The following is a 23,787-nucleotide window of genomic DNA, read 5'->3' as shown; positions in this document are numbered from 1 at the left end:
AATAAGTAAAAATGACTACCAAATCTATTTACGATTTGATAGTCATTTAACCACCCTTCTATAGCCATTACTTTGAAATAAGCAGTATAACTTCGATGAACTTTTTCTTTCAGTTCTACAACTTATTCAAACATTTGTTTATTCATTTGATTTATAGCTGCTTTTTCCAATCTAGATACTTGAGCTTGAGAAATACCAATTTCATCAGCTACCTCCATTTGGGTTTTTCCTTGGAAGAAGCGTTTATTTAATATCATTTTTTCCCGTTCATTTAACTGGTACATACCTTCCTTTAGGGAAAGCTTGTCGACCCAAGAGTCATCTTTATCCTTATCATCACTAATCTGATCCACAACATAAATTGGGTCGCCCCCATCGTTATAGATAGGTTCAAATAATGAGACAGGATCTTGAATGGCATCCATTGCAAACACAACATCCGAATGTGGTACTCCCATCTCTTCAGCTATCTCTGCAGGTGTTGGTTCTTTTGAGGTTTTATTTATAAGTTTTTCACGTACTTGTAAAGCCTTATAAGCAATATCCCTTAAAGAGCGAGAGACCCGGATTGGATTATTATCCCTTAAGTATCTTCGTATTTCTCCAATAATCATTGGCACTGCATAAGTAGAGAATCGAACATTATGACTTAAATCAAAATTATCAATTGATTTCATAAGACCAATGCAGCCTACTTGAAATAAATCATCTACATATTCGCCACGATTATTAAAACGCTGAATCACACTTAACACAAGACGAAGGTTTCCATTAACCAATTCTTCTCTTGCAAAAATGTCCCCGGCTTGCATTTTAACGAATAATTTTTTCATTTCCTCATTCGTTAAAACAGGTAATTTTGATGTATCAACTCCACAGATTACTACTTTATGTCTAGTCATTCTTTACCCTCCCAGTTGGAGATGCTGTTCAAGGACAGTATCTCCTAGGAAGGTAAAATTTATGCAAGTTGACAAATAAAATTAAGGTCTTAAAACTTCTAAATTCTTGTTATATCAGGGCTAAACCATTTTATTAAATTCTTTTTTCAAACGACGTATAATTTTCTTTTCTAAACGTGAAATATAGGATTGAGATATTCCTAACATATCTGCAACATCTTTTTGTGTTTTTTCTTCTTCACCAACTAAACCAAATCTAAGCTCCATGATTTGTTTTTCCCTTGCATTAAGTTGTGATAAAGCATCTTGCAATAAATGCTTATCAACTTTTGTTTCAAGGTTTTTCGTTATTACATCATCATCTGTTCCTAACACATCTGACAATAACAATTCATTTCCATCCCAATCAATGTTTAATGGCTCATCAAATGAAATTTCTGACTTAAGCTTATTATTTCTTCTTAGATACATTAAGATCTCATTTTCAATACATCTTGAGGCATATGTAGCTAGTTTAATCTTTTTCTCTGGGTTAAACGTATTTACAGCTTTAATTAAACCAATTGTCCCGATACTAATTAAGTCTTCAATATTTATACCTGTATTTTCAAATTTTCTTGCAATATACACTACTAGTCGGAGATTACGTTCAATCAATACGGATCTTGCAGAAAGATCTCCCTTTGTTAATAAGATTAATAACTCACCCTCTTCTTCCTTAGAAAGAGGTGGTGGTAATGCTTCACTTCCACCTATATAATAAATTTCCTTAGATTTAATTCCTAATTTTACGAGTAGCTTATACCACCAAACACGCATTTTTAATGTTAATTTCTTCATAACTATTCGCTCCTTTTTCTGGATTGTATGATAAGTTTTTTAGACTATTATTACTAAAAACCAAACAAAACCTACTTCAAACTTTAACGGCCACTAGACCCAACCGTAATGCCTTTAATTACGAACCGGTTAATTCAACACTCATTCCTAGGCAGTGTGAATTGTTGCTAGCTTTATAATTTGAGGATGAAGTAAACAATGATAGCGTTTATCTATTGTTAAATCTGCAAACTGTATGCCAATTAAAATCTTTGTAGCTATTATTTGCTGGTTATCATATAAGATTGTTAGTTTTTCAGGTTTAATTGTAAAGAGAAACTTACTTTTCCCTTCAACCCCATGAAACGGAACAATTTGTATATAGTTCTCCCAGGATACAGGAATTCGTTCAACATCAAATTCCTCGTATGCTTGCCTAAGATTTTCCCAATCATCTTTTTCAAACCATTGTTTTAAAAACGTCTCATCACAAATAATAACTGGTCTTTTGGTAAACGGATCCACCAATTGATTACCACTATCAATATATCCAGTAGTTGAATAAACTTTATTTTTAATGCTAATGGATACGTCATGTAGCTGGTCATAACGGATTTTCTCAATTGCATGCTTGTCCATACGATTCTTCGTAAACCAAAAAGCAATTGGAAATCCAATTACAACAAAGAGCCAACTTATCGGATCTCCAAGTCCACTACTAAAAGAGATTAATCCAGTGGTGGTTAATGCAACTGGGCTTTGTAAAAAATAATGTGCTGCAAACAGCCCACCTCCAATTGCAAATGATACAAAATAAAACAATATTAATTGCTTTAACATTCGATTTATAGAGATAAACCGGAATGTAGCCAAGATAATTAGAATAGAATAAAGTATCTTTCCAAATACAGTTGAAATATATGAATTTGGAAAATAGAGTGTCATTGGTACAATTAGTGATGCAACAAAGGCCCCTATTATCAATCTTCTTTTTGATGTATACTCACGACACAGTACTTGAGTTAACATCAAAAGCATAAAATCTAGGAAAAAATTCAATAGCCATACTGCATCAAGATAAATAGTCATACTATTCCTATCCTTTCCAGCATTACAAAGGGTTCTTTCTAATTTTTATTATTTCACCTAAGAAATTCACTCCTCCTAAACACATGGTAATTCTGGAGAAAACTACTCAGATATTCTTTTTCATAAATGAGTAATCCACTGATTGATGAAGTATAAAGAGAAGTATAAACTAGTTATCAAGCGAAGTCTGTCACTTCTTGTATGCAAAATAATGCTAATTTCAACTAGTTATGTCGAGGATTTTTTGAAAAGAACTATTACCAATTATTCATTTTATAATGTATTTTGATAAAGATTTTTTCTTAATGTTTGTTGCTTTATATTTTCTCAGTTGATAGAAACTGTGCGGTAATTCACTTTAGAATTTAATTCGAGCGTCTAACTCCGCTGGTAGTGAATTAGAATCATTGTACTTAATTACTAAGAAAATAAATACGTTACAAACAATTCATAAATAGGAAAATCTAACTAGCGCAGGCAGAATACGGAGACTCCTGCGGGAACAGCACGTGTCCGAAGACCCCGCAGCGGTGTTTTTTCCGCGAGGAGGCTGAGGCCGTGCCCGCGGCAAGGTAGACACTGTGAGGTCGTTTCGAACAGATGTCGCCCCTGTGCTGGAAGTAAAAGCGGAGTATTCTGCCGGAGCGGGTTGATAGCAGTTCACCAACTCCAGCTATATACAAAAGTTACCGCACAGTTTATACAAATAGTGAATTTCACAAGAATCTTTTAGGAAAATGCCTTAGTAGAAAAGAAAAAACGTACAGCTATTATTAGCTGTACGTTTTTCTAATCAATAATTATCTATTTCTATTTCGGTTACGTAAGAACGTTGGGATATCTAAAATATCTTCTTCTTGACGTGGACGTATTTGTTGTTGCACTTGTTCTTTTACGTGAACATTCTCATCATTAGCTCTTGTTGTAGTAGGTTGGTTTTGATTTACCGTTGGTCGTTGCCTAACTGGCTGTTCAACTTTTTTATTCTCATCAAAACCAGTAGCAATAACAGTAACAATAATTTCATCTTTCAAGTCTTCATTAATTACAGAACCAAAGATTACGTTAACCTCTTCATCAGCAGCATTCGTAACAAGATCCGCAGCTTCTTGCACTTCATATAGACTTAAGTTTGTACCACCAGTAATATTCATTAAAATACCATGGGCACCATCAATTGATGTTTCTAATAAAGGTGAAGAAATTGCCTTTTTAGCAGCTTCTGTAGCACGATTTTCACCGGTTGCAATACCAATTCCCATTAATGCAGATCCTTTGTTAAACATAATTGTCTTAACATCGGCAAAGTCAACATTAATCAATCCTGGTTTTGCAATCAAGTCAGAGATACCTTGAACCCCTTGACGTAATACATTATCGGCTTCCCTAAACGCTTCAAGCATTGGGGTATTTTTATCAACTATTTCTAGTAAACGATCATTAGGTATAACAATTAATGTATCTACATTATTCTTCAATGCTTCAATACCGGATATGGCTTGTGTAGATCTTCTACGACCTTCAAATGAAAAAGGACGAGTGACAACACCAACGGTTAGAGCACCAAGGTCTTTAGCTACTTGAGCAATTACTGGAGCTGCACCAGTTCCTGTTCCTCCACCCATTCCAGCAGTAACAAAAACCATATCTGCACCTTGTAAAATTTCTTCAAGCTGTTCTCTACTTTCTTCAGCAGCCTTTTTCCCTACCTCCGGATTTGCACCTGCACCAAGTCCTCTAGTAAGCTTTCCACCTATTTGTAACTTAGTTTCTGCTTTTGATAAATTTAAAGCTTGTGCGTCTGTGTTAGCAGCAATAAATTCTACACCTTCAACTCCATGGTCGATCATTCGGTTAACAGCGTTATTTCCGCCACCACCAACACCAATAACTTTAATTGTAGCTAATTGGTCAATACTTGTATCAAACTCTAACATTTTTCGTTCCTCCTAATATGCAAATTACAAGATTTCTAGAAGCTAATTTTAATGTGGGAACGCTTATTAATCGAAGAAATACTTAAATAAATTAGCAATTCCAGACTCTTTTTTATCATTTTCGTTTTCATTAGTATTTTTTACCGGTTGTTTTTTCATTCGTTTTGGTTTCGGTTCTTCCACATGAGTTGTTATTGCTGGGAATAATTCTTTTCCTTGTATTTTTGCATTATGATAAGCAAATTGTAAGATTCCAACACTTGCAGTAAATTGTGACTCACGTACCCCGATGTAATCTGGTATTGCAATACGAACATTTGCTCGGAAGACATCTTCAGCAAGCTCAAGAGCTCCTGACATCTTCATTGTTCCTCCAGTAAGAACATAGCCCCCTGGTAGTTCATGATATCCCATTCTACGGATTTCTCTTTCAACATATGCAAAAATCTCTTCCAATCTTGCTTCAATCATATCAGCAATTTGAAGTTGGTTGAATGTTTGTTTGGCATTACTACCAATGATAGTTGCTTCAAATACTTCATCTTCCAGAGCATCATCATAAAAAGCATGACCATGATTTACTTTAATTTCTTCAGCCTCTTCTGTAGAAGTTCGTAAACCGATTGATAAATCTTTCGTAATGTTGTCTCCTCCAAGAGGGACCACGCTAGTTGATACCATATGGTCATTCTCAAATATTGAGACTGTTGTACAGCCACCACCTACATCGATGAGTGCTACTCCCAAATTCTTTTCATCCTTGGAAAGTGCAACCGTACCTGCTGAAAGTGGCTGTAAACAGATATCTGACACTTGTAAGTTAGCACGTTCTACACATTTCAAGATGTTATGTAAGACTGTCTTAGAGCAAGTGATAATTGTACCTTCCATTTCTAAGCGAACACCAATCATACCTCGTGGATCGGTAATTTCATCAAGTCCATCGACAATAAATTGTTTTGGGATAACATCAATAATTTCTCTTTCCGGGGGAATGGAAATTACTTGTGCCCCATCAATAACTCGTTTTACATCTTCGTTAGTGATTTCACGGTTTTCACTTTGAACTGCAACTACCCCATGACATGGTTGAAGCTGAATATGATTTCCACTAATACCCACTACAACACTATCAATCTGCATTCCTACCATCCGTTCTGCTTGTTCAACTGCATTACGAATAGAATGTACGGTTTGATCAATATCAACGATGGCACCTTTTTTCATACCATTTGATTTTGCTGTCCCAACACCAATAATGTTTAATGAGTCGTTTAAAACTTCACCAATAATTACTTTAATTTTCGTTGTACCTATATCAAGACTGACAAGTATATCATTGTTGTTCAACAAAGGCACCTCCTAATTCAGAAGCATCAAAAAACATCGGATATATTTCTTAATGCAATAATTAATTCAAAGTTCATTTAATAACTATACTATAATCTCTTATTTTAAAGGATTTTCTCAAAAAAGGGAATATATAATAGCCATTTATCTATAAAAACTATACATATTTTAATAGATTTAATCCTTTAACTAGATTATTCTTCTAAAACGGATAAATTCTGTCCGTTATTCTTCATTATCATTGGTAATTATTTCTTCCTCTTCCGTAATTTCCTGATTAAATGGCTCAAAATAAGCACCTACTCCAATATGAATAATGCCTTCAACATTTGGATCGAGTTGTGCCGCAATTGATGGATAAACTTTCATCTTTTCTGAAAAGTCTCGTACAGAAGACTCTACAACAAACCCATCACTCATGAATAATATAATTTCTTTATTATTCTCATCGGTCTGTGTCATGTGTATCTCTGAAATGATGTTTCGAATATTTGTTGTTAACTTACTCAATTCCTCAGACATCTCAGTTAGAACTTTTTTATCCGAAAAATTCACTAATAACGGTGCATCCCCAGTTAATTGTTCATCTCCACTATCCGAGAACACCTCTCCATTACCTAAGATTGGATAATAGCTATTTTCCTTTTTTATATACCCAATTCTTTCATGTTCTATCAAATGTATCTCTATTGTCCATGGAAGCTTTGTCTCAACCGTAACAGTATCAACTAGTGGAATTTCTTCCAGAGCTTTAGTAATTTCTTCTTTTTTTATTGTCCATATGTTGGTATCTTTCTTAAGACCGCTTTGTTCAATAACCTCTTTATCAGGGTAGAAGGAATTACCAGTAACTAGAATAGTTTTAACATGGCTAAGTGGTGATTGAAGATAGACTATGATAGATATTAAGAAGAAAAAAATAGATAAGTAAAACACAAGGCGTCTATTAGCCTTCTTTTTACGGGCTTGCTTCAATTTGGGGATACGGTCCTCTATTGAAACAATTTTCTCTTTCGTCATTCCTATTCTTTCCTTTTTTAAAAATTAACACATTAAAACGGCATACCAGATGCCGTTTAGACTGAGTTATTTAAATTATAACATAACAATCACAAAAACATATAGTACACATCTAAATACTTTCACAATAAATTTTTACCAATTATAGTGTACAGTATATTAGTAAGAAATAATAGTTTTAGGCTGCTTAGACCGAATACTAATATTTCCCTTCTTCTACACAGATATTACAAACTTGGTTCATTAATAAAACATATCAAAATTAAAGTTTAGCATTTCTACTTATATTTAACAAAATTCCTACAGAACACAATGTTAAGGTCAATGAAGAACCACCATAACTTAAAAATGGAAGGGTTATACCAGTAACAGGGATTAACCCAATAACCACACTAATATTAATCATTACCTGTACCGTTAACATGGAAACAATCCCTAGTGAAAGAAATCTTCCAAACGAATCCGGTGACTCTAATGCAATTCTTATTCCACGCCAAAATAACAAAATAAATAATACTAGTAATAGTGTTCCTCCCATAAAACCTAGCTCTTCCCCAAGTATTGCGAAAATAAAGTCCGTTTGGGGTTCTGGTAAGTAAAAATACTTCTGCAAACTATTCCCTAATCCTACCCCCATTAAGCCACCCGGTCCGATTGCATACAAGGATTGAATAATTTGAAATCCATCACCTAGTGGATCTTCCCATGGATTTAAAAAGGCCGTTATTCTACTTATTCGGTATGGAGCAGAAATAATAAGCAAAGCAAAACCAAGTAATCCCAATACTCCTAAACCAATAAAATGTGATATCCTTGCACCAGAGACAAATATCATAATCATACAAGTTAGTACTAAAACCATTCCAGTACCAAGGTCTGGTTGTAGCATGATTAGTCCAAAAGCTGTAAACACTAAGAGCAATGCTGGAAGAAATCCTTTTTTAAAAGAGGTTATATATTTCTGGTTTTTCGATAAAAACACAGACAGAAATATAATAAGTCCTAACTTCATAAATTCAGAGGGCTGTATACTGAAAGCTCCGATTCCAATCCAACTTTGTGCTCCTCCTCTTGTTAATCCAACACCTGGTATTAATACGATTAAAAGGAGTCCAAAACAAACTAGCAAAATAATTTTTGCATACTTTGCCCAATTGCTATATGGAATATACATAAAGAAAAACATTCCTGCTACACCAACACCAGCAAATAATACCTGTCTTTTAACAAAATAAAACGAATCATTAAATTTATAATCAGCCCAAATATACGATGAGCTATATACCATTATAATTCCAATAGATAGTAGTAATAATATAATCGTTAATAATATATAGTCCGGCTTGTCCTTTATAGAAATCTCTCTATTTAACAAAAAAACACCCCTCACAACGTTTGTTGGAATAAGGGGCATTTCATCAAATAAATTATTATGGATATTTATTTAAACAAGCCCCTACTTTATTGTATGCACGGCTTGTATAAACATGTCTCCTCTTTCTTCAAAAGTCTTATATTGATCCCAGCTTGCACAGGCTGGCGATAGTAGAACCACATCAGATGATTCAGACATTTCATATGCTTTATGAACAGCATCCTCTACATTCTCAGCAAAAATTATAGTTTTAATCCCTGCCTTAAGAGAAGTATCCTTAAGCTTATCAGCTGTCTCACCAAAAACAACTACACCCTTAACATTTTTAAGATATGGGATTAACTCATCAAAACCATTCCCTCTATCTAATCCACCCGCAAGTAGTATTGTAGGTTGATTAAAGGATGAGAGTGCCTTTTGAGTTGCAAGTATATTGGTAGCTTTCGAATCATTATAAAATAAACGGCCATTTATATTTGCAATAAATTGTAAACGATGTGTAACACCAGTAAAAGTCTTTAGAACTTCAATTATTCCTTGGTTTGTTGCACCACTTAATTTCGCGGCACTCACCGCTGCTAAAATATTTTCTAGGTTATGAGTTCCAACTAATACAATGTCCTTTAAAGCAATAATTCTTTCATCTTTAAAATACAAGTAATCTTCATCTACCCATGCTCCATTTTCTAGTTTTACAGAAACTGAAAATGGCACTCTGATTGACTTAGCACTTCTACTTGCTTCGACAACATTCGGTTCATCTGCATTATATATTAAATAATCATCTTCCAATTGATTAATAAAAATATTGGCCTTCGCTAATTTGTAGTTCTCAAGTGTTTTATGGTAATCCAAATGGGCCTCAAATATATTTAATAGAACAGCAATTTTCGGTTTAAATGTCTTAATTCCCATTAATTGAAAAGATGATAGTTCCAGTACTAATCGTTCTTCATGCCTTAGACTTCTTGCAACTTCTGTAGCAACTATACCGATATTTCCAGCTAACTTAACAGGAGTCTTACTCATTCTTAGCATTTCATAAATTAACATAGTTGTTGTTGTCTTTCCATTCGATCCCGTTATACCTATAATCATTTCCTCTGCCAACTGTCCAGCAAGTTCTATTTCAGTAATAATTGGAATATCTCTGTTAACTGCTTCTTTCAAGATAACATTCTCATAAGGTATTCCAGGATTTTTAACTATTAAATCAATATTATTTAGTACGGCAAGTGGATGTGAACCAATAACCACATCTGCTCCCAAAGAACGTAATTCACTAACCAATTCGTCCTCTTCGGTAGCCTTTAAGTCATTAACACGTACCTGAATACCACTATCAAGTAGAACCTGAGCTGTAGCTGCACCACTTTTTGCGAGTCCTAAAACAAGTACATGTGCATAAGGAAAATTAACTAATTTATTCAACCTAACCACACCTCGATGTAAATACCAAGAGCAGCAAAAACAAGTCCCATCAACCAAAATGTAGTAACTATTCGCCATTCTGACCAGCCAACTAATTCATAATGGTGATGTAATGGACTCATTTTAAATACCCTTTTGCCGGTAGTTTTAAATGAAATAACCTGAATGATTACTGATAAAGTTTCCATTACAAAAACTCCACCAATAATAACTAATAAAATCTCCATTTTTGTTAAAATGGCAACTGCTGCTACAGCACCTCCAAGTGCTAATGAGCCAGTATCTCCCATAAACACTTTTGCAGGGTGTGCATTAAATACTAAAAATCCTAGCAGAGCACCAACAACAGCTAAGGAGAATATAGCAACCTCTATTTGTGGTTCACCATACCACGCTAAAATCCCGAATGCACCGAATGCGATTGCTGCAGTCCCAGACAATAACCCATCTAGTCCATCTGTCAAGTTTACGCCATTTGAGGCACCAACAAGTATAAAGATAATTAAAAATGCATAACCAATACCAAGATCCCACTGAATATCTGTTCCTGGTATTTGAATATATGTTGGGAATCCTTGTTTCTTTAATATAATATAAAAAATAATAGCAATTATTATTTGTCCAAGCATTTTTTGCCTAGAAGTTAAGCCTAGATTTCTTTTTAATACAACTTTAATAAAGTCATCTAAAAATCCTAATAAACCATAACCTAATAGGACAAATAATAATAAACCTAATTCATAGCCTATTTCCCCATCTCCGAATTTACTTACCATAATAAAAGAAGTGATGACTATACTTAGCATAATCAGGATACCACCCATTGTTGGTGTACCAGTTTTCTTCATATGAGACTTTGGTCCTTCTTCCCGTATGCTTTGTCCAAACTTCAAACGTCTTAAAAACGGAATTAAGATTGGGGATAAAAGGACGGTAATGAGAAAAGCTATCGCTATTGTTATAATTAAACTTAAGATATTCATGAAATTTCCTCCTTCAACTACCAACCGTCCAACCCATTTTTCTCTAATCTAATTTATTTTAGTTCTTCAATTATCGATTCTAGTTTCATTCCTCTTGATGCTTTAAATAATATAAGTGATTCTTCATTTAAATATTGTTGTAACTTTGGAATCACTTCTTCTTTTTCATAAAAATGTTTAACATTCATATTAGGATACTTTTTCTGAACTGCCTCGCTTATTACATTCGAATCTTCGCCGATTGTATACAAGCAGGTTATTGAATCATTAATTACTTCTGCTACTGTTTCATGTAAACTTTTAGATTGCTCCCCTAACTCAAGGACATCTCCAAGGACTAAAACCTTGTCCTTATATCCGTCCATTTGTTGAACTACATTAATAGCAGCAATCATGGATGTGGGTGAAGCATTATAAGCATCATTAATGATAGAAACACCATTCATGCCATTAAATATTTCAAACCTCATACCTGTTAGTGATATGGTTTGAAGTGCATGTTGGATTTTTTCAGCATTAATCCCCAGCAACGTTCCTAGTATTATTCCATAGGATGCATTTTTCACATTATGTGAACCCAGTAGTGAAATAGTGTACTCTTTTCCATCCGATCCTTTAAACGATGTTTCATTTCTCTTCAAGTTAATGTCTGAGACAATAAAGTCGTTATGTTGACCAAATCCTACTTTGATTACATTACTCTGAACATGGACATGTGAAAGTAATTCTTCATCCCCATCAATAATTAATTTTCCATTCTTATCCAGTCCACTAAGTATTTCCAATTTTGCTTTTGCAATGCCCGCACGGGTTCCCAAAAATTCAATATGTGATTCTCCAATGTTTGTAATAATTCCATAATCAGGCTTAGCAATATTGGATAGCAGCTCAATTTCTCCGAAGTTACTCATACCCATTTCTAAAACAAGTACTTCTGTATCTCTTTCCATGGAAAGAATAGTAAATGGTAATCCGTACTCATTATTGAAATTGCCATCTGTGAAATGAGTTTTATATTTTTCTTTTGCTACCTGAGCCACAATATCTTTTGTTGTAGTTTTACCATTTGAGCCTGTAACGCCTATAACAATCGGATTTATTTCATCACGATAAGCGCTTGCCAAACGCTGTAATGCCTCTGTCGTATCATCAACAAAAATCACAATCAGTTCTTCGGGTAAACCACCCGGTAAAGCTTTGCTCTTATCCCATAATGTTGCAGTTGCTCCATTTTCACATGCCTGCTTTATATACTTATGACCATCTAAAGATTCCCCAACTAGTGGAATAAACAAAGAATCCTCTGATTTAATTCTGCTGTCAGTAAAAAATCTTTTAATTTCTATTTCTCCATCAACTTTTCCCAGTACATCAGGAAAGATAGACGTTAGCCAATTGACCGTAAATAACATAATTATTTCTCCTTCATTAACAATGCTTCTTTAGCCACCTCACGATCATCGAAATGATACTTGATATGGCCTATTTGCTGATATGTTTCATGTCCCTTGCCCGCTATTATTACTATATCATCATCAGTTGCTTGGTTAATTGCATGATAAATTGCTTTTCTGCGATCAGAAATCACTTGGTAGTTGCCTTCTGAATTAGATATCCCGCTTATCATATCATTTAAAATAACATCAGGATCTTCTGTACGGGGATTGTCTGAAGTAAATATTGCCTCATGCGCATATTTTAATGCAATTTGTGCCATTAATGGCCTCTTCGTACGATCTCTATCCCCACCACAGCCGACAACAACATATACCTTTCGCTGAGCAAATTCAAGTATGGTGGTTAAGACATTTTCTAACGAATCTGGTGTATGCGCATAATCAACAATGACTGAAAACAATTGCTTATGTGTTACTAATTCAAAACGACCTGATACACCTTTTATGGATTCAAGTGCCTTTTTAATGATGGAAAGTGGTACATCATTCGCTAGTGCAGCAGCACTTGCAGCTAACATATTCGATACATTGAACTTGCCAATTAACTGACTATTGATTTCAGTATTACCATTTGGCGTACATAATAAAAATTTAGTACCTGTTTGAGTTAGTGAAATTGATTTTGCCATTATCATAGAATTATTTTGAATGCCATATGTAATAACCTTTTGAGCAGTAGAACGGATAAACTTATGACATGCTGAATCATCTTGATTGATTACTGCAAATTTACTATTGTTCGAATAATATCCACTACCCAATTGAGCAAACAAAAGACTCTTGGCTCGTAAATAGTCATCCATGGAATCATGGTAATCCAAATGATCTTGCGTTAGATTAGTAAAAATAGCAGTATTAAAATCACACCCATACACTCTTCCTTGATCAAGTGCGTGGGAAGACACTTCCATTACGACTTGTTCGACTCCATGATCAATCATTTTCCTAATTGTATTTTGCAAAAATAATGCATCTGGAGTTGTATTATCAATCGGAAAAAAATCTTCACCAATTTTCAACTGTATTGTCCCAATAACACCTGTCTTCTTGCCATAATGCTTAAATATTTGCTCCAATAGATATGTTACGGTTGTTTTACCATTCGTTCCTGTTACTCCAATTAAAGGCACTTGATTAGTTGGAAATTGATAAAACTTCGCCGCAGCCATCGCTAAAAAACGAACTGTATCTGGAACTACAATAACCGGTATGTTAGCCTGAACATCTCTCTCAGCTACAATAACAACTGCTCCATTTTTTTCAGCTTCTACGACGAAATCATGACCATCTACTGTAAAGCCACTAATGCAAACAAATAAATCTCCCGTTTTAATCTCTCTAGAATCCATTTTTAGATTGTTAATTTCTATGTCGTATAGGCTTGAGAATTGTTGTGCGAATGGATGAAAAGAAAGAACTTCCTTTAAACGCATAAAGACATCTTCCTTTCTCCAACATACTATTCTCTTTCTGGGATATTTTTAAGAGGGTAGATTACCATCTTAAAAATAATCACATCCAACTTATTATACCAGAATAATGGTTTATGCTGAATGGTTTTTTACATTATTATTTTATGATATTGTCCAACTTTTTTTGCATTTCATTTTGACGGTTGATGGAAAATGTGACGTAACTTAAAATCATTTATTAAATGTAGTACGTAGGTTTTTATTTAAATATACAGATTTCTGTGTTGAAGTCTAAAGGTGCCCAAAACCATGCAACCAAACGTGAAAACATCTGCCCTCTTATTCAGTACATGCTCCCGTGTCGAGAAAACATCTGCCCTCTTATTCAGTACATGTGCCCGAGTCAGGAAAACTTGGGGCTAGTTACTGCGCATCTTAAACAAATTCCGCAAACAGTTTTTAAAACACAAATTTATTTTAAGTAGGACTATAAACAAATTTAGAATGATAGTCTTATAATACATCAATGCGTTCTACTTCTGCCGCTACCCTACTGTAATTTTTTATTCACTGTCTTTCTCTTTTGCCTTTTTCTCATCTGATAAATATATCCTAATTTTCGAACCTGGTTCCACTTTTGTTCCTGCTGCTGGATCCTGATCAATGATAATGTCCCCTGAACCGCTTGTTTCCACAGATAGGTCAGTCATCATTTGAACTAATTGTTTTTTATCTAGTCCAACCAATTCTGGCACTTCAATCTTTGGTTGCTCTGGCCATAAGTATTCTTTATCTAACCCATCTGTGCGTGGCTCCACACCCATAATTGGAAGACTTTCTTTAATAATTGCACCTACAATAGGTGCTGCTACCGTACCACCAAATTGTCTGACTCCTTTTGGATTATCAACAGCAACATATACTACAATTTCAGGGTCATCTGCTGGGGCAAAACCAATAAATGATACAATATGGTTATTTTCTAGATAGCCACCATTTGCTCCAACCTTCTGAGCCGTACCTGTTTTACCTCCAACACGGTAACCATCCACATACGCCGGTCTACCGGTTCCTTTTGCAACAACACTTTCTAATGCTTTTCGAATTTCTTCAGAGGTTTCTTCAGAGATAACTCTATTTTTCAGTTTAGGTTCTTTTGAAGAAACGATTTCCTTCGTGCGCGAATCAACCCACTGTTTAGCAATAAATGGTTCGTATAAATAACCACCATTAATTGCTGCCGATACAGCCATAACTTGCTGTATCGGCGTTACAGATACCCCTTGCCCAAAGGCAGTTGTTGCTAGTTCTACTGGCCCAACATTTTCTGGTTTAAATAAAATCCCAGAACCCTCTCCTTGTAAATCAATTCCTGTTTCCTGTCCAAATCCAAATTCCTTAATATAGCTAAATAACTTTTCTTTTCCAAGTTCTTCACCTAAGTGAACAAATCCAGGATTACAGGAGTTTTGAACAACCTCTAAAAAGGTCTGCTCCCCATGTCCCCCTGGTTTCCAACATCTTAATTTAGCGCCACCAACTTCTATAGACCCATGGTCATGGAAGTGATCGTCTTGAAGATTGACGACTTCTTCCTCTAAAGCAGCGGCAAGTGTAATAATTTTAAACGTGGAGCCCGGTTCATACGTACTCCATATTGGTAGGTTTCGACTATAAATGGTAGGATCAACTTCTTGGTAATTCTCCGGATGAAAGTTTGGTCTTGTTGTCATTCCAAGAATTCCACCAGTATCAGGGTCCACTGCAATCGCTAATGCACCATCAGGATTATATTTGGCTACAGCTAAATCTAATTCACGTTCCATAATGGTGTTTATACGAGAATCAATAGTTGTAACCAAATCATAGCCATCTTTTGGAGGTGAGTAGACATCAGCAAGTTGATTAAGTCGTTTTCCTTTTGCATCTGAATAAAAGGATAGACTCCCCTTTTCACCGTTTAACAAATCATCGTAATAGAGTTCTAATCCCATAAGTCCTTGATTGTCAATTCCTGCAAATCCTAGTACATGTGATAAATCATCACCAAATGGATAATGTCTTATCGAATCCTTAGCTAAGTAGACCCCTTCAATGTTTAATGTCCTAATAGCCCTTACCTGTTCATCGGATAATTTTCTTCCTTCAGGGTTAATATTTTCAGACATAGATGCCTTTGTTACATGCTCTAATGCTTTTTCAACCGGCATGTCCAATATTTCAGCAAGTTTTTTTGCTGTGTCTTCAGGATCTTTAATTTGCCTTGGGACCAATACGACAGAAGGAGCAGTAACGTTTTCAGCCATTATCTCACCATTCACATCTAATATATGACCTCGTTCTGGTTGGAATTCGATATTTCTACTCCACAATTTATCTGCTTTTTCCATTAATTCATCGCCTAGAACAAATTGTACATATCCCAAGCGAAGATCGATAATGCTAAAAACAATTATGCCAATAAGAAAAACAGCGACTAATCGTTTTCTAACTGTTACAGTTGATACACGCTTCATAATCCATCTCCTTCACACAGGTAGGCTTGTATCAACTATATGTAATTAAAAAATGATTAGAACACTGTTTTTCTTAAACTATTCTTTTAATTTTTTTTATTAAACTCACTCAAAAACATCGTCAGATTCGTTCTCAATCGCTTCTTTATCTGATGTTTCATCGATAGATTTCATTTCTTGAAGTTCTTTTGGTGTTTTTAATTCGATACCAAGGTAAGTCCCTTTATCTACTTTTTGCCCTTCTTCAATACTCTGTGTAACAACATATCCACTACCTAAAATTTCTATATCGAAGGAAAGCATTTCACCTAACTTTAATACATCCCTTAGTGACCACCCAATAATATTTGGCATTGTAGGATTATCTGTTAAAATCAGGAGTTTTTCATTAGGTAATATCTTCATCCCCACTTCCGCACTTAATTGGACAACTTTAGTGCCTTCTCCAATAACAGTATAGTCTACACCAGCTTTACTCAAAGAATCAGTAATAGATGCAACGGATTTCCCTTCAACATTTGGAATCTCGTATACATTAACAGTAGATGTTTCACCCTTATCAGGAGTGATACTCAAATAGTGTAATGCATTTTCCATCACATTGTTAAAGATAAATGAGACAGGGGCTGAACCAGGTTCAATTCCGGACTCGAATTCTAGATTAGGCTGTTTTACAGAAACGTACATCATTAATTGTGGATCATCGGAAGGTGCCATCCCTAAAAATGAGAACACGTAGTTTTCGTGACCAGTTAAATATCCGCCGTTAGGATCAGGAATCTGAGCAGTTCCGGTTTTTCCACCAACAGAATAATCATCTAAATTAAAGCGACTACCAACAGCATGTTCAGATTGCACAGCAGAAACTAGTAACTCTCTTACTTGTTCAGCCGTTTCCTTTGAAATAGGTTCACCTACTACTTCAGGCTCATGATTTTCAATCACATTATTAGTATCTGGATCTACAATTCTATCAATAATATATGGTTTTAGCATTTTCCCATCGTTTGCAATAGCTGTTGCTGCCTTCATAATCTGAATAGGTGTTGCTGTACTCCCTTGTCCGAATGATGTTGTTATTTTCTCTAATGGCCAGTTATAGAGTATTTGACCTTGTACTTCTCCTGGCAAATCAATTCCGGTTGGTTTATCGAAATCGAATGCTTTCAGATATTCAAGAAAAGTATCTGGACCCATTTTCTCCCAAACTAGTTTAGCAGCTGCAACGTTTGAAGATCTTGCAAAACCTTCATCGAAAGAGATAGTGCCCCAACCTTTTCTATTAAAATCATGAATTGGACTTACGCGATCACTAATTTGGTATTTACCAGACATATATCCTTCGTCACCATTATAAACCTTAGACTCTATCGCAGCAGCCCATGTAAACATCTTCACGGCAGATCCAGGTTCAAATGGGGTAGAAATAGCATCATTATACCAGTTTAGAACATTTGCAGGATTATTAGGATTATAACTTGGGCGATTGCTCATTGCTACAATTTCACCCGTTTTGGGATTCATTACAATCGCAGTCATTCTTTCAGGATTATATTTTTCTTCTACCTGAGTCATAACATCTTCTACTAGTGTTTGAATTTTCTGATCGATTGTTAAATAGACGTCATCCCCATTATCTGGCATTTGAATCACTTCACTCGGGTCTAATAGCTTTTTATTATAAATATCTCGTTGATAGGATATCTTTCCATCTATCCCCTTCAGGAGGTCGTTCATTTCACTTTCAATACCAGTTACACCTGTAATTTCTTTAAAAGTAGCTTCTTCAGTTTTCATTTCCGTTTCACGGGCAAATCCAATAATATGGGATGCAAACATACCATTGGGATAATAGCGAATATTCTCCTGAATAAACCGGATTCCAGGAAGTTTTAACGCTTGAATATCATCCTTTGTTTGAAGCGATATTTCTTTACCGATTGCTCCAAACTCTACTTGAGATAGATTACTTTCAATTCCAGAATTCAATCGTCCAAGAATATAATCCTTCTCTGCATTTAATAAAGGAGCTAATTTTTCCGCTGTTTCCACAGGATCAACGACATGTTGTTTCTCCTCTAAATTTTCGGAGTATCTTTCATCAACAATAGCATACATGCGAAAAGTCGGCATATCATAGGCTAGTGTCATGCCATTTTTATCATAGATTTTACCACGTTCTGAGTCTATCGTATAAGATGTTGTCCGCACTTTGGTTGCCCATTCATCTAATGAGACTCCCTCTACTACTCCAGATGCCTGGATATACAAAAAACGTCCTGTTACAATTAAAAATGCCATGATGAAGATAACCATTAATACTCCAGCCATGGCATGTGTAGTCTTATTTTTTTTCATCCTCAATCACCCGTATTATTGATTAAAAGCATTGGCATGTTTAACTTCAGCAGCTTGAATGGTAAAACCACTTTCCCTTGCAATTTGTGTGATTCTTTCTGGTCTACTTAAATCTTTAATTTCAAATACTAACCCTTCATTAATAACTTGTTGATCAACAATAGAATTTTCTATTGTTTGGATTTCACGATTTAATGAATCTGTTGAGGAAGAGTAGGAAACCATATAGCCACCAGCAATTAATAGAAAAGCAGCTACAACAGAATAAAGTATCTTTTCTCCTTTTGTAATCCAGCTTTTTTTACGTATTACAACCTTTTTTTCAACTTGTGGTTGATATGATGTATAGGATTGTTCCCAACTTCTTGCATGATTTGCTGCCATTATTTATTCCACCCTTCCCCATAATTAAAATCTTCTGACCAGTTATTAACTTTTTCTATAATCCGTAGTTTTGCAGATCTTGATCTACGATTTTCTTCTAGTTCAAATTCATCGGCTACTATTGGTTTGCGATTAATTGCTTTAAAAGGAGCCTCATATTCTTTTGGAATTACTGGTAAATTCCTTGGAGTCTCTTTAGGCGTACTCCATTTTTTAAAAGCTTGCTTACAAATTCGATCCTCTAATGAATGAAATGTAATTACAGCAATTTTTCCATTTATTGAAACTACCCTTGCCGCCTGATGCAAAGCATCATGGAAGGCCTGCAACTCATCATTTACAGCAATACGTATCGCTTGAAAAATACGTTTAGCAGGATGCCCACCTTTTCTTCTTGCAGGTGCAGGGATTGCATCTTTTATTATATCTACCAATTGAAAAGTCGTTTCTATTGTATTCGTTTTACGATATTCTTCAATTTTTCGTGCAATTTGCTTTGAAAACTTTTCTTCCCCAAATTTAAAAAAGATGGAGACTAGGTTATTATACGACCAATAATTCACAATTTCAAAGGCAGATAATTCCTGTCCTTGATTCATTCGCATATCTAGTTTGGCATCATGTTGGTAGCTAAATCCTCTTTCCCCTCTATCTAATTGTGGAGAGGATACACCTAAATCAAATAGAATTCCATCAACATGAGTAATATTATGATTTTGTAGCTCTTCTTCTAAATTTCGAAAATTACTATGAATGAACAGCACTCGTTCTTTGTATGGTGCTAGTCTTTCTTTAGCTGCTAGAATAGCATCCATATCTTGATCAAATGCAATTAGTAATCCTTTTTCATTAAGCTGAGAGACTATTCTTTCCGAATGTCCCCCACCGCCTAAAGTACAATCCACATATGTACCATCTGGCTTTATATCTAAACCTTTAACTGACTCTTCTTTTAATACTGTATAATGTTCAAACATTTTTTTACACCTACTTTTGCGATTTCTGGTTAAATATCAAAGTCCATTAAATTCTCAGCAATTTCTGCGAAAGATTCTTCAGACTCATTAAAGTAGTCTTCCCAATTAACGCTCGCCCAGAATTCAATTCGATTCGATACACCGATTACCACACACTCTTTATCTAAACCTGCATAATTGCGAAGAGGCTGTGGAATGTTTATTCTTCCCTGCTTGTCTACATCGCATTCTACTGCTCCAGAGAAGAAGAATCGCGTAAAGGCTCTTGCGTCCTTTTTTGTAAGTGGGAGTTTTTTTAGCTTTTCTTCTAATATTGTCCATTCAGACATCGGATAGGCGAATAAACATTTATCTAATCCACGGGTAACAACAAATCGCTCACCAAGTTCGTCACGGAACTTTGAAGGAACAATAATTCTTCCTTTAGTATCGAAGTTATGTTGGAATTCACCCATGAACATTTAGTCCGCCCCCACTTTCATACACCTATATTACCACAATCCCCCACTTTCCACCACCTGTTTTTCAAAAAAAGTAAAAAATAAGCTAAAACAGTTAATATGAACCAAAAAAAACTGCCTTTCCATGAAGAGCAATTCAGCTAAAACACTTACTAAACAAGTGTTTTTAGCCATCTTTGCTTCTATAGAAAGACAGTTCCATAAAAAGTGGTTCAAAGTGGTGGGACCTTATACATATACAATGAAATGTTCCTTTTCAAACGGACAATTATAAGCTGATAATTCTTCAAAGAAATGAATACCAAATTCATTTAAGTAAGGAATAGGGTTCCATATTCTTTCTTGTAATCCGTTAGGGTACAGAACATTTTCAAGGATTGTAAAATCATTTAGTTCTTTTTGATATCGATCTTCCAAGGCAAGAATAATCCGTTTCTCTAAAAATTCAACATCTCGTATAATATATTCCAGGTTCTTCTCAGCAAGATTATTAACGTCAGACCGAATTCCTTTTGCAATCTCCCGTAAAGGTTCATGTGCTTTTGTTATAGTAGCTTTTATTTCAGTTACAGTTTCCTCAATAGGTGGATTTATCTTTTCTTTAAACCAAGCATCCTTAATGACACTAACCTCACCATTAATTGCAGCCTTAATCGGTATATTATATTTTGTTAATAATTTTTCCGTTTTACGATCAACATACGTAAAAGATAATCTCGGTACTACCGGAGGCATCTTTATATCTAACGCATGAAACGCAGGCTTTAAGACTGACCAATAACTTATTTCACCCGGACCACCAATAAAGGCTAAGGTTGGCAAAACTAAATCTTGCATTAGTGGTCGGGTTACTACATTATTACTTAGTAATTCCGGAGACTTAACAGCAATTGCCACTAACTCTTCCGTTGTTAAAATTACTTCTTGTTGTTTTCCGACCCAATTACCTTCTGGATTCCTACTTAATAAAACCCTCTCTTTATCTTTATGATAAAATAGATTTCCATTATCTTTTGTAGCATCTAAAGAAATAGAATACCCTTTTTCTGTTATTTCATTAAAACACTCGAAAACACCATGACTTATTTCTTCTTGCTTTTGAATCATCTGTACAAAAAATTCACTTTCTAATCTTCGCACCGAATCATTACCTGAATCCATAAGCACAATGCCTTCATTTTTAAATAACTTCAGAATTAATCGAGCAAAAAAATCAACATAAGTAAAGGATTGATTTAGACAATCCTCTACTATTGTAAAAATTCCCTTCGTATATTTCGTCTCTTTTAATTCCTCACTCAAGGTATTTATAAAGTGTGACATATTTTTTTTATCTAACTCTAAATGTGACACAGAGCGCTTATCAAGAACCCGCTGCCCCACTTTGAATTTCTTCATTTTATGGTTACGTTCCATATACACATGATTTATTTCATCAAAATCATGATCTTCTCCCGCAATCCAAAATACTGGAATAACTGGAATTCCTAATTTTTCTTCTTGTTGCTTCGCAAATTGTATAATAGAAATTACTTTATTTACTGAGTATAAAGGACCAGTTAAAACACCAGCTTGTTGGCCCCCAACTACAACGACACTTTCCTCATCTTTTAACCGTTCAATATTACGCAGAGTAGAACTTGGAGCTCCCCAGCTTTTATTTAATTGAGTCAGCACTTCAACAAGCTCTTGTCTTTGAAACGAACGTGACGTTAATTCTTTTAATCGTTTATTATACTCCGTGAATCCATAATCAAAATGATCCATAATACGTTTATTTTGATTACGATAATCTTGGATTAGGTTATTTTGGTTTTCAATCTTTATTTGTTCTACTCGCATTCATTACGTACTCCTTTAAAGGTAATAGTCTATAGGTATTGTACAAGAAAGATTGTATTTTATCATGTTTTCTGATTGCTAATAAAGAAAAGTACTTATCGATAAACAATCATACACTTTTACCCACTTTTAAACGTAAGGAGTATTTATACAAGAATAGCTTTGACGATTCCGATTATCACCAGGATAATATAAAGCACAAAAAAGATTAGAAAAGATATTCTCCATAATAGCTTTAATGCTTTTTGGTAATTGATTTCTACATTATTTTTCCATTGTAGAACAATTACAATAGTAAGGACACATAACATAAGTACAATTATATAACCAAGAAATGACCGTCCAAACAAATAGGAAAACATGGTATTCACTTCTAATATGTAAATAATAGTTGTCCAACTAATCGCCTTTTGAAAAGCTTTAATTGGATTTTGATAAATTAGTTTCAAAGAATAGTATGTTAAAATGGTCATCAAAATTGGTGCTGTAATGATAAATGCAAGCAATACAATTAAAAAATCTAACATATACGAATATTCCCCTCTTAATGGCTAGTTCTTTATATTATTTTTTAATTGTAACAAAATAATAATAATTTGTACGCAGGTTTTCGATATATTTATAATTAACACTATCAATATGACAATCTAGCCAATTTTGTATTATAATTGAACTATAATATATAAAAACTAATTTTCTGACAACATAAGGGGATGAATTTTGTGGAAAATGTAAAGGTTGAAAAACTATTAATCAATTACAAAACATTAGAAGAATTTAAACGCTTTAAAGAATATGGTAATCAAGAATTATCCATGCTAGAAGATTTGCAATCCAATATAGTAGAGAATGATAGTATCTCGCCTTTTTATGGTTTATATTATGGCGAAACACTTGTTGCCAGAATGAGTTTGTACAGAGTAGACAAAAAATATGACAAATACTTCGAACCACAGCATGAGTATTTAGAGTTATGGAAACTGGAAGTTCTACCTCATTATCGTGACAAGGGTTATGGAAGGAAATTAGTAGAGTATGCACAGGGATATAACTTACCTATAAAAACAAATCCAAGAATAAATTCCCAAGGTTTTTGGGAAAAAATGGGATTTCAAAAAGCAAAATACGAAATGCAAAGAGACTTTGGACAAAACCCATTACTTTGGCTACCGGAAGGGATAAAAGAAAAAAGTGCCAACTAAAATGAAGGCCCTTTCATAATTAATTTCAATTATTAACCAAAATGAGAGAAGTTGAATCTATTAAAGACTTTTTAGGCGCAGTTTGTATAGGGTGGTAATTAATAATTTTTTTGTAGCGCATCATACCCGCTCCGGAAATACACTTCGCGCATCCTAAGGCGGCTGTTGAGCCTCCTCGTGCTTCGCACTGCGGGGTCTCACCTATACCTATCCTCCCATAGGAGTCTCCGTGAATTTACGGAGCTAGTATAGAATAAATTGGGATTGTCGAT

At 34.7% G+C, this 23,787-nt stretch carries 19 protein-coding genes; 1 reads left to right on the top strand and 18 read right to left on the bottom strand.

Annotated elements, in window-relative coordinates; genetic code table 11:
- Positions 1-122 precede the first annotated feature (122 nt).
- From sigG to K332_RS0102555, 18 genes are all read right to left on the bottom strand, one after another.
- On the bottom strand, positions 123-902 hold the full coding sequence (gene sigG / locus K332_RS0102640) for an RNA polymerase sporulation sigma factor SigG (RefSeq protein ID WP_026906034.1): 780 nt from the start codon (positions 900-902) through the stop codon (positions 123-125).
- A 120-nt stretch (positions 903-1,022) separates the two neighbouring features.
- Entirely contained in the window at positions 1,023-1,742 is a 720-nt protein-coding gene (gene sigE / locus K332_RS0102635) for an RNA polymerase sporulation sigma factor SigE (protein ID WP_026906033.1), read from the bottom strand.
- Positions 1,743-1,889: 147 nt separating this feature from the next.
- Entirely contained in the window at positions 1,890-2,810 is a 921-nt protein-coding gene (spoIIGA, locus tag K332_RS0102630) for a sigma-E processing peptidase SpoIIGA (RefSeq protein WP_026906032.1), read from the bottom strand.
- 800 nt (positions 2,811-3,610) lie between these two features.
- Complete coding sequence (gene ftsZ / locus K332_RS0102625) at positions 3,611-4,747, bottom strand: cell division protein FtsZ (protein ID WP_026906031.1); 1,137 nt, start codon at positions 4,745-4,747, stop codon at positions 3,611-3,613.
- Positions 4,748-4,813: 66 nt separating this feature from the next.
- Positions 4,814-6,097 carry a cell division protein FtsA gene (gene ftsA, locus K332_RS0102620; protein WP_026906030.1) on the bottom strand — a complete coding sequence of 428 codons (1,284 nt, stop codon included), beginning with the start codon at positions 6,095-6,097 and terminating at the stop codon, positions 4,814-4,816.
- Positions 6,098-6,322: 225 nt separating this feature from the next.
- Positions 6,323-7,117, bottom strand: a complete 795-nt coding sequence (locus K332_RS0102615; RefSeq protein ID WP_026906029.1) for a cell division protein FtsQ/DivIB — start codon at positions 7,115-7,117, stop codon at positions 6,323-6,325.
- Positions 7,118-7,379: 262 nt separating this feature from the next.
- On the bottom strand, positions 7,380-8,492 hold the full coding sequence (gene spoVE / locus K332_RS0102610; protein ID WP_026906028.1) for a stage V sporulation protein E: 1,113 nt from the start codon (positions 8,490-8,492) through the stop codon (positions 7,380-7,382).
- Positions 8,493-8,573: 81 nt separating this feature from the next.
- Entirely contained in the window at positions 8,574-9,923 is a 1,350-nt protein-coding gene (gene murD, locus K332_RS0102605) for a UDP-N-acetylmuramoyl-L-alanine--D-glutamate ligase (RefSeq protein WP_026906027.1), read from the bottom strand.
- Positions 9,920-10,906, bottom strand: a complete 987-nt coding sequence (gene mraY, locus K332_RS0102600) for a phospho-N-acetylmuramoyl-pentapeptide-transferase (protein ID WP_026906026.1) — start codon at positions 10,904-10,906, stop codon at positions 9,920-9,922. The genes murD and mraY overlap by 4 nt, the downstream gene beginning before the upstream one ends.
- A 53-nt stretch (positions 10,907-10,959) precedes the next feature.
- On the bottom strand, positions 10,960-12,318 hold the full coding sequence (locus K332_RS0102595) for a UDP-N-acetylmuramoyl-tripeptide--D-alanyl-D-alanine ligase (RefSeq protein WP_026906025.1): 1,359 nt from the start codon (positions 12,316-12,318) through the stop codon (positions 10,960-10,962).
- A 2-nt stretch (positions 12,319-12,320) separates the two neighbouring features.
- Positions 12,321-13,796 carry a UDP-N-acetylmuramoyl-L-alanyl-D-glutamate--2,6-diaminopimelate ligase gene (locus K332_RS0102590; RefSeq protein ID WP_026906024.1) on the bottom strand — a complete coding sequence of 492 codons (1,476 nt, stop codon included), beginning with the start codon at positions 13,794-13,796 and terminating at the stop codon, positions 12,321-12,323.
- A gap of 542 nt (positions 13,797-14,338) precedes the next feature.
- Complete coding sequence (locus K332_RS0102585) at positions 14,339-16,291, bottom strand: stage V sporulation protein D (RefSeq protein ID WP_026906023.1); 1,953 nt, start codon at positions 16,289-16,291, stop codon at positions 14,339-14,341.
- A gap of 105 nt (positions 16,292-16,396) precedes the next feature.
- Positions 16,397-18,649 (bottom strand): penicillin-binding protein, encoded by a 2,253-nt coding sequence (locus tag K332_RS0102580; RefSeq protein WP_026906022.1) that lies wholly within the window; start codon positions 18,647-18,649, stop codon positions 16,397-16,399.
- A 15-nt stretch (positions 18,650-18,664) separates the two neighbouring features.
- On the bottom strand, positions 18,665-19,033 hold the full coding sequence (gene ftsL / locus K332_RS0102575; RefSeq protein WP_026906021.1) for a cell division protein FtsL: 369 nt from the start codon (positions 19,031-19,033) through the stop codon (positions 18,665-18,667).
- Positions 19,033-20,010: a 16S rRNA (cytosine(1402)-N(4))-methyltransferase RsmH gene (gene rsmH, locus K332_RS0102570; RefSeq protein ID WP_026906020.1), complete on the bottom strand. Its 978-nt coding sequence runs from the start codon at positions 20,008-20,010 to the stop codon at positions 19,033-19,035. The genes ftsL and rsmH overlap by 1 nt, the downstream gene beginning before the upstream one ends.
- A 29-nt stretch (positions 20,011-20,039) precedes the next feature.
- Entirely contained in the window at positions 20,040-20,471 is a 432-nt protein-coding gene (gene mraZ / locus K332_RS0102565; RefSeq protein WP_026906019.1) for a division/cell wall cluster transcriptional repressor MraZ, read from the bottom strand.
- 228 nt (positions 20,472-20,699) lie between these two features.
- The gene (gene bshC / locus K332_RS0102560) at positions 20,700-22,313 is read right to left on the bottom strand and encodes a bacillithiol biosynthesis cysteine-adding enzyme BshC (protein WP_026906018.1); all 1,614 of its coding nucleotides are present in this window, start codon (positions 22,311-22,313) and stop codon (positions 20,700-20,702) included.
- Between the two features lie 146 nt (positions 22,314-22,459).
- Positions 22,460-22,840: a DUF3397 domain-containing protein gene (locus K332_RS0102555; protein ID WP_026906017.1), complete on the bottom strand. Its 381-nt coding sequence runs from the start codon at positions 22,838-22,840 to the stop codon at positions 22,460-22,462.
- 186 nt (positions 22,841-23,026) lie between these two features.
- Here K332_RS0102555 and K332_RS0102550 point away from each other — a divergent pair, with 186 nt between their 5' ends.
- Complete coding sequence (locus K332_RS0102550; RefSeq protein ID WP_036687857.1) at positions 23,027-23,515, top strand: N-acetyltransferase; 489 nt, start codon at positions 23,027-23,029, stop codon at positions 23,513-23,515.
- Positions 23,516-23,787 lie beyond the last annotated feature (272 nt).

The sequence above is a fragment of the Paucisalibacillus globulus DSM 18846 genome (genome assembly GCF_000482485.1).
Classification (GTDB): domain Bacteria; phylum Bacillota; class Bacilli; order Bacillales; family Amphibacillaceae; genus Ornithinibacillus; species Ornithinibacillus globulus.
This window is presented reverse-complemented; position numbering and strand designations above follow the sequence as displayed.